The sequence below is a fragment of the Pseudomonas sp. MONT-RG-20F-20-E-7-02 genome (assembly GCF_022662395.1).
In the GTDB taxonomy this organism is placed as follows: Bacteria; Pseudomonadota; Gammaproteobacteria; order Pseudomonadales; family Pseudomonadaceae; genus Aquipseudomonas.
The window spans coordinates 673,587-689,619 of the sequence record NZ_JAKNQN010000002.1 but is presented as its reverse complement, the minus strand read 5'-3'; the positions used below and the strand labels follow the sequence as shown (position 1 = coordinate 689,619).

Genomic DNA, 16,033 nt, shown 5'->3' with positions numbered 1-16,033 from the left:
GGGTTTCAAGCGACGGCAACGACGTCGAGAATGCGTTGCACCACGCGGTCCTGGTCGATGCCGGCGGCTTCCGCTTCAAACGACAGAATAATGCGGTGGCGCAGCACGTCGAACAGCACCGCCTGGATATCTTCCGGGCTCACAAAGTCGCGACCGGCCAGCCAGGCGTGGGCGCGCGCGCAGCGGTCCAGCGCGATGGAGCCGCGCGGGCTGGCGCCGTAGGCGATCCACTCGGCCATCTCCGGGTCGAACTTGGCCGGGGTGCGCGTGGCCATCACCAGTTGCACCAGGTATTCCTCCACCGCATCGGCCATGTACAGGCCGAGGATTTCCTTGCGCGCGGCGAAGATCGCCTGTTGGCTGACGCGGCGTTCGGGCTTGGTTTCGCCATTGAGTGCTTCGCCACGGGCTTGCTGCAGGATGCGCCGTTCAACGGCGGCGTCCGGGAAGCCGATCTTGACGTGCATCAGGAAGCGGTCGAGCTGGGCTTCGGGCAGCGGATAGGTGCCTTCCTGCTCGATGGGGTTTTGCGTGGCCATCACCAGAAACAGCGGTGACAACTCGTAGGTGCTGCGCCCGACGCTGACCTGGCGTTCGGCCATGGCTTCGAGCAACGCCGATTGCACCTTGGCCGGGGCGCGGTTGATTTCGTCCGCCAGCACCAGGTTGTGGAAGATCGGCCCTTGCTGGAACACGAAGCTGCCGGTTTCCGGGCGATAGATCTCGGTGCCGGTGATGTCGGCGGGCAACAGGTCGGGGGTGAACTGGATACGATGGAACTGCGCTTCGATGCCTTCGGCCAACTCTTTGATGGCCTTGGTCTTGGCCAGGCCCGGTGCGCCTTCGACCAGCATATGGCCGTCGGCCAACAGCGCGATCAGCAGGCGATCAATGAGTTTTTCCTGGCCGAGAATCTGCGTAGAAAGAAAGGTTCGCAGCGCGAGCAGCGCTTCACGATGTTCCATCGATGACGGTTCCTGGAGAGATTGACCGGGCGTTGAGAAAAGAATGCCTGGCCTGGGGGGCTTACTTTAATGCATCGAGGGGGGCGGAGACTAACGGCGCGCGGGGTATTTTTAGGAAAACTTGTAGGAATTTTGTGTGTATCGCACAAATTGCGCTGAGGCTGATCGTTCCCACGCTCTGCGTGGGAACGCCGCCCCGGACGCTCCGCGTCCAGGCAACGCATGCAAGGCTCAATTATTGCGCACGGGTGACGCAGAGCGTCACAGGATGCGTTCCCACGCCGGAGCGTGGGCACGATCAGAGCTTGCCTGATCCATGTGGGAGCTGGCTTGCCTGCGATGCAGACGACGCGGTCCTTCAAGTGAACTCGGTTGATGCCATCGCAGGCAAGCCAGCTCCCACATTTGATCTCTGCTGCGGCTCAGCTACGGGTATAGGTGCCGGTGCCCTTGAGAATGTTCTGCAAGGTCTCTTCAACTTCAGCCAAATCCGACGCGGCGGTGCTGTGGTTGATCAGCAGCTGATCCTTGCCCCCCAGCGCATCCGCATCGCCCGCCGCCAGCGCGATCAGCAACGTGGTGTCGCTCAGGGTGACCTTCAGGCCATCCAGGGTCGAGGGCTCGTAATCCCAGGTGAGTTCCACTTCATCTTCATCCGGGTAACGTGACAGCATGAACATCTCGCCGTTTTTACCGTGGCAGCAGAGCATGGCCATGTTGTCTTCTTCGTCGTCGCACGGGGTGGCCATCAGTGCGTCGGTGTTCAGTTGCAGCATGGGAAATCCTGTCTTTGGGGAGGGCGCAGCCACGCAATTGTGCCATTGCAGCGAATTTTGTGCTGCATCGTATGTCAGACCCAGTGCATGACCTGACGGGCCATACCAGTCATTTTCGGTACTCGCCGGCTTGAAAATAGCCGGTTTTTCTGCAGAAAAATCCGGGTTGCGCAAGTCGCAACCGCAAGCCTGCGTACCGATGACCGAATATGTCGCAGCGTCGCAAGCAGCTGTCTTCCTACACTCGTTAAGCTGCGCAACGGATGTGCCCTGTGCCGGGAGTCTGACCTGCCCGTCGTACCGTCACCCTGCATGGCGCACCTCTTATGGAAGTTGTATGTGACCTCATTGTCTTGTCCAGCTTCACCCACCTGTCACCCTGATTCGTTTAAGGTGTTTGTTATCAGCACCGACGACCAGCGCTGACGGTCTCCCCGCAAGGGGATAACACGCGACGCTTCCATCAATAACAAGCCCAAGCGGAGTACCACAGATGGCGTTCTTCACCGCAGCCAGCAAGGCCGACTTCCAGCATCAACTGCAAGCGGCACTGGCGCAGCACATCAGTGAACAGGCACTGCCACAAGTGGCGCTGTTCGCTGAGCAATTTTTCGGCATTATTTCCCTGGACGAACTGACCCAACGTCGCCTTTCCGACCTGGCCGGTTGCACCTTGTCTGCCTGGCGCCTGCTTGAGCGCTTTGATCACACCCAACCGCAAGTGCGGGTCTACAACCCCGATTACGAACGTCATGGCTGGCAGTCGACCCATACCGCGGTCGAAGTGCTGCACCATGACTTGCCCTTCCTGGTGGACTCGGTACGCACCGAGCTGAACCGCCGTGGCTACAGCATCCACACCCTGCAAACCACCGTGCTCAGCGTACGCCGTGGCAAGAAGGGCGAACTGCTGGAAATTCTGCCAAAAGGCACCCAGGGCGAAGGCATCCAGCAAGAATCGCTGATGTACCTGGAAATCGACCGCTGCGCCAATGCCGCCGAACTCAACGTGCTGAGCAAAGAGCTTGAGCAAGTGCTGGGTGAAGTGCGCGTGGCCGTGGCCGATTTCGAACCGATGAAGGCCAAGGTCCAGGACCTGCTGGCCGGTATCGACGCCAGCCAGTTCAGCATCGACGGCGAAGAAAAAGCCGAGATCAAGAACTTCCTGGAATGGCTGGTGGGCAACCACTTCACCTTCCTCGGCTATGAAGAATTCGTGGTACGTGACGACAAGGACGGCGGTCATATCGAATATGACGCCAGCTCCTTCCTCGGTCTGACCAAGCTGCTGCGTGCTGGCCTCACTGCTGAAGACCTGCGCATCGAAGACTACGCCGTGGCCTACCTGCGTGAACCGACCGTGCTGTCGTTCGCCAAAGCCGCGCACCCAAGCCGTGTGCACCGCCCGGCGTACCCGGACTACGTGTCGATCCGCGAGATCAGCGCCGACGGCAAGGTCATCAAGGAACACCGCTTCATGGGCCTCTACACCTCCTCGGTGTACGGCGAAAGCGTGCGGGTGATCCCGTACATCCGTCGCAAAGTGGCGGAAATCGAACGTCGTTCGGGCTTCCAGCCCAAGGCGCACCTGGGCAAAGAGCTGGCTCAAGTGGTGGAAGTATTGCCGCGCGATGACCTGTTCCAGACCCCGGTCGACGAGCTGTTCAGCACCGTGATGTCGATCGTGCAGATCCAGGAACGCAACAAGATCCGCGTATTCCTGCGCAAAGACCCGTACGGTCGCTTCTGCTACTGCCTGGCCTACGTGCCGCGCGACATCTATTCCACCGAAGTGCGCCAGAAGATCCAGCAAGTGCTGATGGATCGCCTGAAAGCCTCGGACTGCGAATTCTGGACCTTCTTCTCCGAGTCCGTGCTGGCCCGTGTGCAGCTGATTCTGCGGGTTGACCCGAAGAACCGCCTGGACATCGACCCGCTGCAACTGGAAAAAGAAGTGGTGCAGGCCTGCCGCAGCTGGCAGGACGACTACTCAAGCCTGGTGGTCGAGAGCTTCGGCGAAGCCCAGGGCACCAACGTGCTGGCGGACTTCCCGAAAGGCTTCCCGGCCGGCTACCGCGAGCGTTTTGCCGCGCATTCGGCCGTGGTCGACATGCAGCACCTCAACAGCCTGACCGAAGCCAACCCGCTGGTGATGAGCTTCTACCAGCCGCTGGGCCAGGTTTCCGGCCAGCGTGAGCTGCATTGCAAGCTCTACCACGCCGACACGCCGCTGGCATTGTCCGACGTGCTGCCGATCCTGGAAAACCTCGGCCTGCGCGTGCTGGGTGAATTCCCGTACCGCCTGCGCCATGCCAATGGCCGCGAGTTCTGGATTCATGATTTCGCGTTCATCGCCGCCGAAGGCGTGAACCTGGATATTCAGCAGCTCAACGACACCCTGCAAGACGCGTTCGTGCACATCGTGCACGGCGATGCCGAAAACGATGCGTTCAACCGCTTGGTCCTGACCGCCGGCCTGCCGTGGCGCGACGTGGCACTGCTGCGTGCCTACGCGCGTTACCTCAAGCAAATTCGCCTGGGCTTCGACCTCGGTTACATCGCCAGCACCCTGAACAACCACACCGACATCGCCCGCGAGTTGACCCGGTTGTTCAAGACGCGCTTCTACCTGGCGCGCAAGCTCACCGCCGATGACCTGGAAGACAAGCAGCAACGCCTGGAACAAGCGATCCTCACTGCCCTGGACGACGTTCAGGTGCTCAACGAAGACCGCATCCTGCGTCGCTACCTGGACCTGATCAAGGCCACGCTGCGGACCAACTTCTACCAGACCGACGCCAACGGCCAGAACAAGTCGTACTTCAGCTTCAAGTTCGACCCGCGTGCAATTCCCGAGCTGCCGAAGCCGGTGCCGAAGTTCGAAATCTTCGTCTACTCGCCGCGTGTTGAAGGCGTGCACCTGCGCTTCGGCAACGTCGCCCGTGGCGGCCTGCGTTGGTCCGACCGTGAAGAAGACTTCCGTACCGAAGTGTTGGGCCTGGTAAAAGCCCAGCAAGTGAAGAACTCGGTCATCGTGCCGGTGGGTGCGAAGGGCGGCTTCCTGCCGCGTCGCCTGCCATTGGGCGGCAGCCGCGACGAAATCGCGGCCGAGGGCATCGCCTGCTACCGCATCTTCATTTCCGGCCTGTTGGACATCACCGACAACCTCAAGGACGGCGCCCTGGTGCCACCGGCCAACGTCGTGCGCCATGACGACGATGACCCGTACCTGGTGGTCGCGGCGGACAAGGGCACTGCGACCTTCTCCGACATCGCCAACGGTATCGCCATCGACTACGGCTTCTGGCTGGGCGACGCGTTCGCCTCCGGCGGTTCGGCCGGTTACGACCACAAGAAGATGGGCATCACCGCCAAAGGCGCGTGGGTCGGTGTGCAGCGTCACTTCCGTGAGCGCGGCATCAACGTGCAGGAAGACAGCATCACGGTAGTGGGCGTCGGCGATATGGCCGGTGACGTGTTCGGTAACGGCTTGCTGATGTCCGACAAGCTGCAACTGGTCGCGGCCTTCAACCACCTGCACATCTTCATCGACCCGAACCCGAACCCGGCGACCAGCTTTGTTGAGCGTCAGCGCCTGTTCGACTTGCCGCGTTCGGCCTGGACCGACTACGACACCAGCATCATGTCCGAAGGCGGCGGTATCTTCTCGCGCAGCGCGAAGAGCATTGCCATCTCGCCACAGATGAAAGAGCGCTTCGACATTTCGGCCGACAAGCTGACCCCGACCGAACTGCTGAACGCCTTGCTCAAGGCGCCGGTGGACCTGTTGTGGAACGGCGGTATCGGTACTTACGTCAAGGCCAGTACCGAAAGCCATGCCGACGTGGGCGACAAGGCCAACGACGCATTGCGCGTCAACGGCAACGAGCTGCGCTGCAAGGTAGTGGGCGAGGGCGGTAACCTCGGCATGACCCAGCTGGGTCGTGTGGAATTCGGCCTCAATGGCGGCGGTTCCAACACCGACTTCATCGACAACGCCGGTGGTGTGGACTGCTCCGACCACGAAGTGAACATCAAGATCCTGCTCAACGAAGTGGTGCAGGCCGGTGACATGACCGACAAGCAGCGCAACCAGCTGCTGGCGAGCATGACCGACGAAGTCGGCAGCCTGGTGTTGGGCAACAACTACAAGCAGACCCAGGCCCTGTCCCTGGCCGCGCGCAAAGCCTACGAGCGTGCAGCCGAGTACAAGCGCCTGATGAGCGACCTGGAAGGCCGTGGCAAGCTGGACCGCGCCATCGAGTACCTGCCGACCGAGGAGCAGCTCAGCGAGCGCGCCTCCACCGGCAAGGGCCTGACCCGTCCGGAGCTGTCGGTGTTGATCTCGTACAGCAAGATCGACCTCAAGGAAGCCCTGCTCAAGTCGCTGGTGCCGGATGACGACTACCTGACCCGTGACATGGAGACCGCGTTCCCCCCGAGCCTGGTCGCCAAGTTCGGCGAAGCCATGCGTCGCCACCGCCTCAAGCGCGAAATCGTCAGCACCCAGATCGCCAACGACCTGGTCAACCACATGGGCATCACCTTCGTGCAACGACTCAAAGAGTCGACCGGCATGAGCCCGGCGAACGTGGCCGGTGCTTACGTGATCGTGCGTGACATCTTCCACCTCCCGCACTGGTTCCGTCAGATCGAAGCCCTGGACCACCAGGTCTGCGCCGACGTGCAACTGGAGCTGATGGATGAGCTGATGCGCCTGGGCCGTCGTGCCACGCGCTGGTTCCTGCGCAGCCGTCGCAACGAGCAGGACGCTGGCCGTGACACCGCGCACTTCGGTCCGCACCTGGCGGCGTTGGGCCTCAAGCTCGACGAACTGCTGGAAGGCCCGACCCGTGAAGGCTGGCAGAACCGCTACCAGGCCTACACCGAAGCCGGCGTACCGGAGTTGTTGGCACGCATGGTTGCAGGCACCACTCACCTGTACACCTTGCTGCCGATCATCGAAGCTGCCGACGTGACCGGGCATGACGCCGCCGAAGTGGCCAAGGCCTACTTCGCCGTCGGCAGCGCCCTGGACTTGCCATGGTACTTGCAGCAGATCAGCGATCTGCCGGTGGCCAACAACTGGCAGGCCGCGGCCCGCGAAGCGTTCCGCGACGACGTGGACTGGCAGCAACGGGCGATCACCATCTCGGTACTGCAAATGGCCGACGCGCCACAAGACATGGAAGCCCGCGTGGCCCTGTGGCTTGAGCAGCACCAGGACATGGCCGATCGCTGGCGCGCAATGATGGTCGAAATCCGTGCCGCCGTCGGTACGGACTACGCCATGTACGCGGTCGCCAACCGTGAGCTGCTGGACCTGGCGTTGAGCGGTCAGTCGGTGCTGCAGCCGGCTTGATCCTGCGGTAAAACAAAAGCCCCCGTATCGTGAGATGCGGGGGCTTTTTGTTAGGCCACGATTTACCAAACACCCTTGGCCACATGTGGGAGCTGGCTTGTCGGGTCGCCGCATCGCTGCGATGGCGGTCTTTGAGTGAAGGATGTGCGAACTGACCCACCGCTATCGCAGGCAAGCCAGCTCCCACAATTCGATCGTTCCCACGCTCTCCGTGGGAACGCCTCATGGGGCGCTCCGCGCTCCGCGCTCCGCCAGCCCGCGCACACGGCTTGTGACGCAGAGCGTCACGGGCTGCATTCCCACGTGGAACGTGGGAACGATCTAACGGCAAGAGGCAACTGTGGTTTAGCGTGCAGTCGCGTCGGCAGGGCCCAGGCAAGGCTGGACGGCTTTCATCAGCGCGTTGTTGTTTATCGGCATTGTGAACGATGCTGTCAGCGGCTTGCCGCCCGCGGTGGCGGGGGCCAACGAAAGTGTCAGTGTTTGCCCGCGCGAGGCATCGCTGGCCCAGTAGGCTAATTCCTCGCGCGGAACCGAGGTGCTGAGCGCAAAGACCATACCTATCTGGAAAGACCCGCCGTGATTCCACACGCCATTGACCAGGTGATCGACGGCAGCGCGTGTACCTGTGGTGATACGCAGCGGCCCATCGGCAGGGGCATCTTTGCCTTCAAATGGATCGCCGTCCCAGCCCAGTGATTGCGGGCTGATCTCTAGCGTCAGGCCGGCTTTTGGGTTCTGTGGGTGACAGCTGATCGCCAGGTTGGCCTTCGCGTGGTAGTCACCGTAAGCGCTGTCCCCAAAGGTGCGTGCTGCCAGCATCGACCCGTCTGGTAAGGGCCGCTCAAGCAACCACACAGGCTGCGCTTCAGTGATCACAGGAGTGTCTGTCGCTGACGTTTCGCCGGCCTGTGCAGAGGGAATCAAAAGGGCAGCTATCAGCGTAAAGGTCTGGGCTCGCATAGAGGTATTCATCCCCGTGTAAGGCTTTCTGGAATGCCGGCATTGTGCAGATTGTCATTGGCCTTTGCTGTCAGTAAATACGCAAAGAACCGTTTTACGGGCTGTGCTCAACAACACCCGATCGTTCCCACGCTCTGCGTGGGAATGCCTCATGGGGCGCTCCGCGCCCCGCCAGCCTGCGCCGACTTCCGACCTTGCGCGCTTGCGACGCAGAGCGTCACGGGCTGCATTCCCACGTGGAACGTGGGAACGATCCAGTGTGGGGCCTGGCATGGTTAAATGACGGCCGTGTTCAACACAATCAGATCAAGCGAGGGTGTATGCGACTTTGTATTTTCTCGGGCTCCAGCCCAGGCCGGTTGCCGGTGTATGCGGAAATGGCCGCTCAACTGGGCGCTGCGCTGGCCAAGGCGGGCATTGGTGTGGTCTACGGTGGCGCTTCGGTCGGTTTGATGGGCGCAGTGGCCGACGCTGCGTTGGCCAGCGGCGGTGAAGTGATCGGTGTCATGCCTGAGTTCCTGGCCGAGAAAGAACTGGCTCACACCGGCCTCCAAGACTTGCGCATTGTCAGCTCCATGCACGAGCGCAAGGCGCTGATGGCGGATCTGTCTGATGGCTTTATCGCGTTGCCCGGCGGCATCGGCACGTTTGAAGAGCTGTTTGAGGTATGGACCTGGGCGCAGCTCGGACAGCACGCCAAACCTTGCGCTTTGTTGAACATCAACGGTTTCTACGACGGCCTGGCCACGTTCCTCGACACCGTTGTCAGCGAAGCGTTTTTGAAACCGGTGCACCGCGACATGCTTATCGTTGAACCGAACGTGGAGCGTTTGCTGGCCGCGGTGCTGAGCTATCAGGCGCCCAACGTGCCCAAGTGGATCAAGCGAGAAGACACCTGATTGCACAAAACACCGACGCGGCGGTGACCGTCAGTTGAGCTTCAACAATTTCGCTTCCAGATGATCCAGATGCTGGGTCATCAAACCGACCGCGTGCTTCACGTCGCGTTGTTCCACCGCATCCACAATCGCCACATGTTCTTGCCACGCGCAATAGGTGCAGGCTTGCGCCTCGTATTGGGCAATGATCAACGAGGTCAACGGCACGAGGCTGTTGAGGAACTGCGCCAAGGGCGCGTTACGTGCCATCGCGGCCAATTGCAGGTGAAACTCCCCGGACAGCCGAATCGCCGGGCCGCGCTGGTCGCGCTCGATGCACTCACGTTCTTTAGCGATCAATTCGCGCAACTGGCGGATGTGCGCGGGCGTGGCCTGGGCACAGGCCAGTTGCACCACGGTGATTTCCGTCAGCCGTCGCGCTTCCAGGATCTGCTGTGTTTGCTGGGCATCCGGGGCGGCCACTTGGGCGCGCTGGTTGGGGCGCAGGATGATGACTTGCTGGTGCGACAGCTTGGCCAGCACCCGGCGGATCACACTGCGGCTCACCCCAAACGTTTCGCCCAGGCCTTCTTCGGTAAATCGGCTGGAGGGCGCGATGCGTTGTTCGAGGATGGCGTCGAACAAGCGCGGGTAGATGTCATCCACCGAGGGCTTTTTACCGGACACCAGGCGCAGGGCAGGGAGGATGGAATTGCGTTGCAGGGCGTGGGCGGTCATGGCCGGTCTCCAAAATATCAACTGCCCAGATGGTCGTCCGGGATGTTCAAGCGAATGCCCATGCGCAGGCCTTCCTGGAGGATGTGCCGACGCATTTCGGCGCTGGCCAGGGCGCTGTTTTTGTTGCGGATGGCGCGTACCACGGCTTCGTTTTCCTGCAGGCGTTCGGCCAGGTGTTCGGGCGAGTTGCGCAGCACCTGGGCGCTTTGCTTGAGCGCGTTGCTGGTCTGTTGCACCACGTTCTGGAAGATCGGGTTGGAGGTTAGCGCAAACAGTTCTTCATGGAAGCCGATGTAGGCGTTCATGCCCGCTTCGGCATCGCCGGCGTCAAGGGCTTCGCGCATGTCCATCAAGGTGAGGCGCAATTGGCCGACTTCCTTGCTGCTGATGGATTGGGCGACCAGGCCGACGATAAACGGCTCGAGGGTGTAGCGCAGTTGCAGGATATCTTCGAGGCTGGCATCGGCCACGGCGTCGCTGGCCTGCGGTTCGCTGACGCTGGTTTCCAGCACCACCACGCCTTTGCCGGGCATCGAGCGCACCAGGCCGAGGGTTTCCAGCACGATCACCGCTTCGCGCAGGCTGGGGCGGCTGATGCCCATCTGTTCGGCCAGTTCACGCTGGCCGGGCAGCATTTCGCCACGCCGCCACTGGCCACGTGCGAGGGCGGCGCGCAGTTTTTCTACGACTGAATTGACGACGGTTGAGGTGCTGATCACTTCTACGTCTCCTTGATGGTGCAATGACGATGATCAAATTGTGGGAGCCGACAAGCCAGCTCCCACATTGATGTGTGTTGTTCTCAGGAATGCATCAGAACTCCTGATGCGCCGGCAGCACCGGCTTCTTGGCCTGGAACGCATAGCCTTGCTGGCCGTCGAGCACCTTGTTGGCGCGCTGGATGTCGATGTCTTTTTCCCAGCGGGCAATGGCCACGGTGGCCACACAGTTGCCGATCAGGTTGGTCAATGCGCGGCCAATGCCCATGAACCAGTCCACGGCCAATACCAGCACCAGGCCCACCACCGGAATCGCCGGGATGGCGGTGAGTGTCGCCGCCAGAATCACCAGCGCCGAGCCTGGAATCCCATGGGCGCCCTTGGAGGTAATCAGCGAGACCAGCAGAATCGTCAGCAAGTCGGTCATCGACAGTGGCGTGCCGGTGGCGTTGGCGATAAACACGATGGCCAGAGTCAGGTAGATCGAAAAACCGTCGAGGTTGAACGAGTAGCCCGTCGGAATCACCAGGCCAACCGTCGAACTGCCGATGCCCAAGTGCTCGAGTTTACGCATGATCTGCGGCAGCACCGCGTCGGACGAAGCGGTGCCCATCACGATCAACAGCTCTTCGCGCAGGTACTTGAGCAGCGGCAGCATGCGCAGGCCGGACAGGCGCATCACCAGGCCGAGCACCAGCCCGACAAAGGCAAAGCAGGTCAGGTAGAACAAACCCACCAGGCTGCCCAGGTGTTGCAGCGAATCGAGGCCGTAGGTGCTGGTGGTGAAGGCGATGGCGCCGAACACGCCGATGGGCGCCAGGCGCACGATCATGCCCATGATGCGGAAGATCACGTGGCTCAGCTCGTTGATCAACCGCGAGATGCCCGAAGCGGCTTCGCCCACCAGGTTCAGCGCGCTGCCGAACAGCACCGAGAACAGCAGCACTTGCAGCACGTTGTTGTCGGCGAAGGCGCCGATCACCGAGTTGGGGATCAGGTCCATCAGGAACTGGCTGGTGCCGCGGATGTGCTGGCCCTTGTCGGCCAACTCATTGAGGCCGGCGGAGGACAACTGCTCCAGGTGGATATTGGCCCCGGTGCCGATGCCGGTGCTGAACGCCATGATCAGGCCGATCACCAGGGCGACGGTGGTCAGCACTTCAAAGTAGATCACTGACTTGAGGCCGATGCGCCCGACTTTCTTCAAGTCGCCGGCGCCGGAAATACCGCTGACCACCACGCAGAACACGATCAGGCCAATCAGCATTTTGATCAGCTTGATGAAGCCGTCACCCAGGGGTTTGAGTTGCGAGGAGAATTCGGGAAGGGCCAGGCCGCAGATGATGCCGAGCATCAGGCCAATCACGACTTGCAGGAAAATCGAACGCGAGCACCATCTGAGCATGGGAGGGATCTCTATTCGGTGCCCTGGTGGTTCCAGGGCTTAATTGTTGTGGTCTTACCGGTAAGTCCAGTGCGCGGCCAGTCTACGCCGGGTTTTTTTGAAACCACAAGTAAATATTCGACGGTTGACAGGTCCCGGTCTGACCAGTTGGTCGGCAAGCGTGATGCTTGAGCGGTTGGCGGGCTGGAAAAAAATTCGCTTATCATCCGCGCCTTGATACCTGAGGTGACGGATGGACAAACCAGGGCTGACCACGGACGAAACAGGGCTGACCCACTGCACCTGGCGCACAGCGGCTGCGGAGTACCCGCGTTACCACGACCACGAGTGGGGCGTGCCGGTAGCCGATGATATCCAGCTGTACGAGAAGATTTGCCTGGAAGGTTTTCAGGCGGGCATGGCGTGGATCACCATCCTGCGCAAGCGCGAGCAGTTTCGGGCGGCGTTCGAAGGCTTTGATTTTCGCCGCGTGGCGCAGTACGGCGAGGCCGACATTGAGCGCCTGATGAATGACCCCGGCATTGTGCGAAACCGGGCGAAGATTGTGTCGACGATTAACAATGCCCGCAGGGCCTGTGAGCTGGTGGACGAAACCGGCTCGCTGGCGCGTTGGCTATGGGCGTTTGAGCCAGCCGAGGAGGAGCGCCCGGCGGTGGTGGACTGGGCTTACTGGACCGGCAACCCGACGTCGCCGGCGTCGCTGCGTTTATCCAAAGCCTTGAAAAAACGCGGCTGGACCTTTGTCGGCCCGACCACGATGTATGCGTTGATGCAGGCGATGGGCATGGTTAACGATCACCTGGAAGGCTGTGCTTGCCGAGCGCAGATCGAGCACCTGCGTCGCCAGTTCAAACGCCCCTGAACCCTCGAATCAAACACCTTTCAACCTGTGGGAGCAGGCAAGCCAGCTCCCACAATTGAGTGTTGTGGTGTAGCAGGTTACTGCGCCAGCGGCGTCAGCACCTCAGCCTTCTCATCCAGCACCATCACCACCAGCAGCTTGGCCGGCTGTGTCTGGCTGGCATTGCTCGATTCGAAGTGTCGCGAACCGGCCGGTTCATAAAACGATTCACCGACCTTGTAGGTGATCGCTTTTTCATCATTGACCCGCGAGGTGATTTCGCCCTCCAGCACGTAGGCCACAGCCGTGCCGGTATGGCTGTGCGGCACGGTGGCCTGGCCCGGCGCGTAATCGACGGTGAGCATGATGGTTTTCTTGCCGGGCACGTTGGTCAAGGCGTGTTCTTGCAGCACCTTGATCGATTCCTGGTTGTACACCGGCTCGTGGGCGAAGGTGCTGAGCGAGGCGAGCATCAGGGTGGCAGCGAGCAGTCGTTTCATGATGAGGTTTCCGAGAAGTTCGAGACCTCTTCACCCTACGCCGCAGGCAACCTTGGACCAATGACCAATCCTGCGGAAAACCCGCTAGCCAATCTGTTGGAGAATATCGCGCACCCGGTCCAGGGCCGGGTCGATGTCCAGCAGCTCGATGGCGCCGAAGCCGATGATCAAGCCGTGCCGCACGGGCGTGTCATGGAAGAACACGTCCACCGGGTACAACCCCACTTCAACTCGCCGTGCCAACTCCATCAGCAGTGGGATGTTCACCGGCACCTTGCACAGCGCGGCCATATGAAACCCCGCTTCGGTGGGCACGGCCTCGAACCACGGCGACAGATCACCCGCCAGCCGTTGCAGGATGCGCTCGCGGCGCCCGGCGTACACCGTGTGGCAGCGGCGAATATGCTTGAGCAGGTAGCCTTCGCTGATGAACTTGGCCAGCGCCCATTGCGGCAGTGTGGAACTGTGCTGGTCGGTCAGTTGCTTGGCCTTGATCACCGCCGGGTAAATCGCCGGTGGCAGCACCGCGTAGCCCAGGCGCAACTCCGGCAGCAGGGTTTTCGAGAAGGTCCCGACATAGGTGACCAGGCCACGGCTGTCCATGCTTTGCAGCGAGTCGGCGGGGCGGCCTTCGTAGCGGAATTCGCTGTCGTAGTCGTCCTCGATAATGATTGCCCCCAGCTCGAACGCACGTGCCAGCAGGGCTTCGCGGCGCGCCAGGCTCATGGGCATGCCGAGCGGGAACTGGTGGGACGGCGTCACGTAGATCAGCCGCGTGCCCTCCGGGATCCTGTCGACCTGAATGCCCTGGGCGTCGACCGGCACCCCGGCAACGTGAGCGCCCATGGCCATGAACAACTGGCGCGCCGGGCTGTAGCCGGGGTCTTCCATGGCGACGGTAATGCCCGGTTCCAGCACCACGCGGGTGATCAGGTCCAGCGCTTGTTGCGCGCCATTGGTGACCACGATGTCATCGGCGCGGCATTTCACCCCACGGGAAAACGCGATGTGCCCGGCGATGGCCTCACGCAGCGCCGGCAGGCCTTCGGGCTGGCTGTAGAAGCCGCTGTCGCGGGCAATGCGGCGCAACGCATCCTGGGTGCAGCGCCGCCATTCATCCTGGGGGAATTGATTGCGCGTGGTGGCGCCGCCGATAAATTCATAACGCAATGTGCTGTCGCGCGTGGGGTGGCGCATGGGCGAGGGCAGCGCCGCCCATTTGCTCAGGTTGGCGGCGCAGGCCAGGTCGGCGGCGGTTTGGATGCGCTGGGTCTGCACCGCATGCGCATTGACGAAAGTGCCACGGCCGGTCTTGCCCACCAGCAGGCCTTCGTAGGTCAGGGTGGCGTAAGTGTCGGACACGGTTTTGCGCGATACGCCGATCTGTTCGGCCAACAAGCGGCTGGGCGGCAGTTGCGCACCCGCCGCCAGGCGCCCGGACGCAATCGCCTCGCGCAACTGGCGGTACAACTGTTCGGCCAGGTCCTTGCGGCCGTTGATCACCACGTGCAGTTCCATGTTTCATCCCAAGGCATTCGCTCTGCACCCAGACTACTCGCTGGCGCGGCGGGCTCAAAATGGTCTGCGCATAAATCGCCGGATTGGCTATAGGGCTTATGGGCTGCGGGCTCTACGCTTGCGCAGGTTGACTTGCCCCGCCCGAGAGCCGCCCATGGAACCCCGTCTGGATTACTACACCGCCTCACCGCAAGCGCTCAAAGGCATGTTGATGCTTGAGGCGGCGACCTTTGACCTGTCCATCGAAAAACCGCTGTTGGAATTGATCAAGATCCGCGTTTCGCAGCTCAACCACTGCGGGTTCTGCACCGACATGCATTCAATGGCGGCGCGCCAGCGCGGCGAGACCGAACGACGCTTGTTTGCCCTGTGTGTGTGGCGTGATTCGCCGTTTTTTACTGCGCGGGAGAGGGCCGCATTGGCCTGGAGCGAGTCGGTGGCAAGGCTGCCGACGTCCAGCGTCTCGGATGAACTCTACGCGGCGACACGCGTGGAGTTCAGCGAGCAGGAGTTGGTCGACCTGACCATGGCGGTGTCCAGCATCAGTGGCTGGAACCGCCTGGCGGTGAGCTTTCGCCAGCAACCGCCGAATGCGTGATCAGGACAGGAAGCCGCCATCCACATTCAACGACACGCCGGTGGTGTAGCTGGAGGCGTCGCTGGCCAGGAACAGCACCGCGCCGGCCATTTCGCTCGGGTCGGCCACGCGTTTGAGCGGGATTTGCGCCAGGGCCATCTTCAGGATCGAGTCGTTCTTCACCAGCGCCGAGGCGAACTTGGTGTCGGTCAGGCCCGGCAGCAGGGCGTTGCAACGAATGCCGAACGCCGCGCATTCCTTGGCGAACACCTTGGTCATGTTGATCACGGCGGCTTTGGTCACCGAGTAGATGCCCTGGAACACGCCGGGGGAAATGCCGTTGATCGACGCCACGTTGATGATGCTGCCGCCGCCGTTTTCGCGCATCAGCTTGCCGGCTTCCACCGACATGAAGAAGTAGCCGCGAATATTCACGTCGACGGTTTTCTGGAAGGCGCCGAGGTCGGTGTCCAGCACGTTGCAGAACTGCGGGTTGGTCGCGGCGTTGTTGACCAGGATATCCAGGCGCCCGAACTGTTCTTGGATACCGGCAAACACCTGGGTGATCTGCTCCATCTCACCAATGTGGCAAGCCACTGCCGTGGCTTTGCCGCCGTCGGCGATGATTGCGTCAGCGACGTGCTGGCAGCCTTCGAGCTTGCGGCTCGACACGATCACGTGCGCGCCTTGCTGGGCCAGCAACTTGGCGATGGCTTCACCGATACCGCGGCTGGCGCCGGAGACAAAAGCAATTTTGCCGTCGAGGTCGAACAGGTGGGTCTTGGACATAA

Annotated in this window: 13 protein-coding genes; 4 read left to right on the top strand and 9 right to left on the bottom strand. The window is 61.5% G+C overall.

The features are described from left to right. Nucleotides 1–5 precede the first annotated feature (5 nt). Together L8I05_RS08355 and L8I05_RS08350 are read right to left on the bottom strand one after the other, a co-directional pair. The gene (locus L8I05_RS08355; RefSeq protein ID WP_017739127.1) at nt 6–965 is read right to left on the bottom strand and encodes a MoxR family ATPase; all 960 of its coding nucleotides are present in this window, start codon (nt 963–965) and stop codon (nt 6–8) included. A 422-nt stretch (nt 966–1,387) separates the two neighbouring features. After that, entirely contained in the window at nt 1,388–1,741 is a 354-nt protein-coding gene (locus L8I05_RS08350; RefSeq protein WP_242168200.1) for a hypothetical protein, read from the bottom strand. Between the two features lie 493 nt (nt 1,742–2,234). Between L8I05_RS08350 and L8I05_RS08345 the strand changes: the two genes are divergently transcribed. Further along, on the top strand, nt 2,235–7,103 hold the full coding sequence (locus L8I05_RS08345; RefSeq protein ID WP_242168199.1) for an NAD-glutamate dehydrogenase: 4,869 nt from the start codon (nt 2,235–2,237) through the stop codon (nt 7,101–7,103). Nucleotides 7,104–7,448: 345 nt separating this feature from the next. On the opposite strand, the gene L8I05_RS08340 is transcribed toward L8I05_RS08345, so the two are convergent. After that, the gene (locus tag L8I05_RS08340; protein WP_242168196.1) at nt 7,449–8,066 is read right to left on the bottom strand and encodes a hypothetical protein; all 618 of its coding nucleotides are present in this window, start codon (nt 8,064–8,066) and stop codon (nt 7,449–7,451) included. A 320-nt stretch (nt 8,067–8,386) separates the two neighbouring features. Between L8I05_RS08340 and L8I05_RS08335 the strand changes: the two genes are divergently transcribed. Further along, nucleotides 8,387–8,965, top strand: coding sequence for a TIGR00730 family Rossman fold protein (locus tag L8I05_RS08335; RefSeq protein ID WP_159956009.1), 579 nt, complete (start codon nt 8,387–8,389; stop codon nt 8,963–8,965). 30 nt (nt 8,966–8,995) lie between these two features. Here L8I05_RS08335 and L8I05_RS08330 read toward each other — a convergent pair whose 3' ends face one another. The 3 genes from L8I05_RS08330 to L8I05_RS08320 form a co-directional block, all read right to left on the bottom strand. Next, nucleotides 8,996–9,682, bottom strand: coding sequence for a GntR family transcriptional regulator (locus L8I05_RS08330; RefSeq protein WP_177015657.1), 687 nt, complete (start codon nt 9,680–9,682; stop codon nt 8,996–8,998). A gap of 17 nt (nt 9,683–9,699) precedes the next feature. Further along, nucleotides 9,700–10,401, bottom strand: a complete 702-nt coding sequence (locus tag L8I05_RS08325; RefSeq protein WP_159956013.1) for an FCD domain-containing protein — start codon at nt 10,399–10,401, stop codon at nt 9,700–9,702. Between the two features lie 94 nt (nt 10,402–10,495). Further along, nucleotides 10,496–11,821, bottom strand: coding sequence for a C4-dicarboxylate transporter DctA (locus tag L8I05_RS08320; RefSeq protein WP_174245675.1), 1,326 nt, complete (start codon nt 11,819–11,821; stop codon nt 10,496–10,498). A gap of 217 nt (nt 11,822–12,038) precedes the next feature. On the opposite strand from L8I05_RS08320, the gene L8I05_RS08315 reads away from it, so the two are divergent. After that, nucleotides 12,039–12,668: a DNA-3-methyladenine glycosylase I gene (locus L8I05_RS08315; RefSeq protein ID WP_197628572.1), complete on the top strand. Its 630-nt coding sequence runs from the start codon at nt 12,039–12,041 to the stop codon at nt 12,666–12,668. Nucleotides 12,669–12,745: 77 nt separating this feature from the next. Here the strand turns inward: L8I05_RS08315 and L8I05_RS08310 are convergent, their stop codons facing one another. Both L8I05_RS08310 and L8I05_RS08305 read right to left on the bottom strand, forming a co-directional pair. After that, entirely contained in the window at nt 12,746–13,147 is a 402-nt protein-coding gene (locus L8I05_RS08310) for a cupin domain-containing protein (RefSeq protein WP_242168194.1), read from the bottom strand. Nucleotides 13,148–13,231: 84 nt separating this feature from the next. Next, nucleotides 13,232–14,665, bottom strand: a complete 1,434-nt coding sequence (locus L8I05_RS08305) for a PLP-dependent aminotransferase family protein (RefSeq protein ID WP_242168192.1) — start codon at nt 14,663–14,665, stop codon at nt 13,232–13,234. A gap of 154 nt (nt 14,666–14,819) precedes the next feature. Between L8I05_RS08305 and L8I05_RS08300 the strand changes: the two genes are divergently transcribed. Further along, complete coding sequence (locus L8I05_RS08300) at nt 14,820–15,263, top strand: carboxymuconolactone decarboxylase family protein (protein WP_197628563.1); 444 nt, start codon at nt 14,820–14,822, stop codon at nt 15,261–15,263. On the opposite strand, the gene L8I05_RS08295 is transcribed toward L8I05_RS08300, so the two are convergent. Beyond that, nucleotides 15,264–16,031, bottom strand: a complete 768-nt coding sequence (locus L8I05_RS08295; protein WP_242168190.1) for an SDR family oxidoreductase — start codon at nt 16,029–16,031, stop codon at nt 15,264–15,266. It abuts the gene before it with no gap. Nucleotides 16,032–16,033: the final 2 nt, after the last annotated feature.

Coding starts and splice junctions, on each gene's coding strand:
- L8I05_RS08355 (WP_017739127.1), bottom strand. CDS start 965: ATGGAACATCGTGAAGCGCTGCTCGCGCTGCGAACCTTTCTTTCTACG.
- L8I05_RS08305 (WP_242168192.1), bottom strand. CDS start 14,665: ATGGAACTGCACGTGGTGATCAACGGCCGCAAGGACCTGGCCGAACAG.
- L8I05_RS08330 (WP_177015657.1), bottom strand. CDS start 9,682: ATGACCGCCCACGCCCTGCAACGCAATTCCATCCTCCCTGCCCTGCGC.
- L8I05_RS08345 (WP_242168199.1), top strand. CDS start 2,235: ATGGCGTTCTTCACCGCAGCCAGCAAGGCCGACTTCCAGCATCAACTG.
- L8I05_RS08300 (WP_197628563.1), top strand. CDS start 14,820: ATGGAACCCCGTCTGGATTACTACACCGCCTCACCGCAAGCGCTCAAA.
- L8I05_RS08310 (WP_242168194.1), bottom strand. CDS start 13,147: ATGAAACGACTGCTCGCTGCCACCCTGATGCTCGCCTCGCTCAGCACC.
- L8I05_RS08350 (WP_242168200.1), bottom strand. CDS start 1,741: ATGCTGCAACTGAACACCGACGCACTGATGGCCACCCCGTGCGACGAC.
- L8I05_RS08335 (WP_159956009.1), top strand. CDS start 8,387: ATGCGACTTTGTATTTTCTCGGGCTCCAGCCCAGGCCGGTTGCCGGTG.
- L8I05_RS08340 (WP_242168196.1), bottom strand. CDS start 8,066: ATGCGAGCCCAGACCTTTACGCTGATAGCTGCCCTTTTGATTCCCTCT.
- L8I05_RS08315 (WP_197628572.1), top strand. CDS start 12,039: ATGGACAAACCAGGGCTGACCACGGACGAAACAGGGCTGACCCACTGC.
- L8I05_RS08295 (WP_242168190.1), bottom strand. CDS start 16,031: ATGTCCAAGACCCACCTGTTCGACCTCGACGGCAAAATTGCTTTTGTC.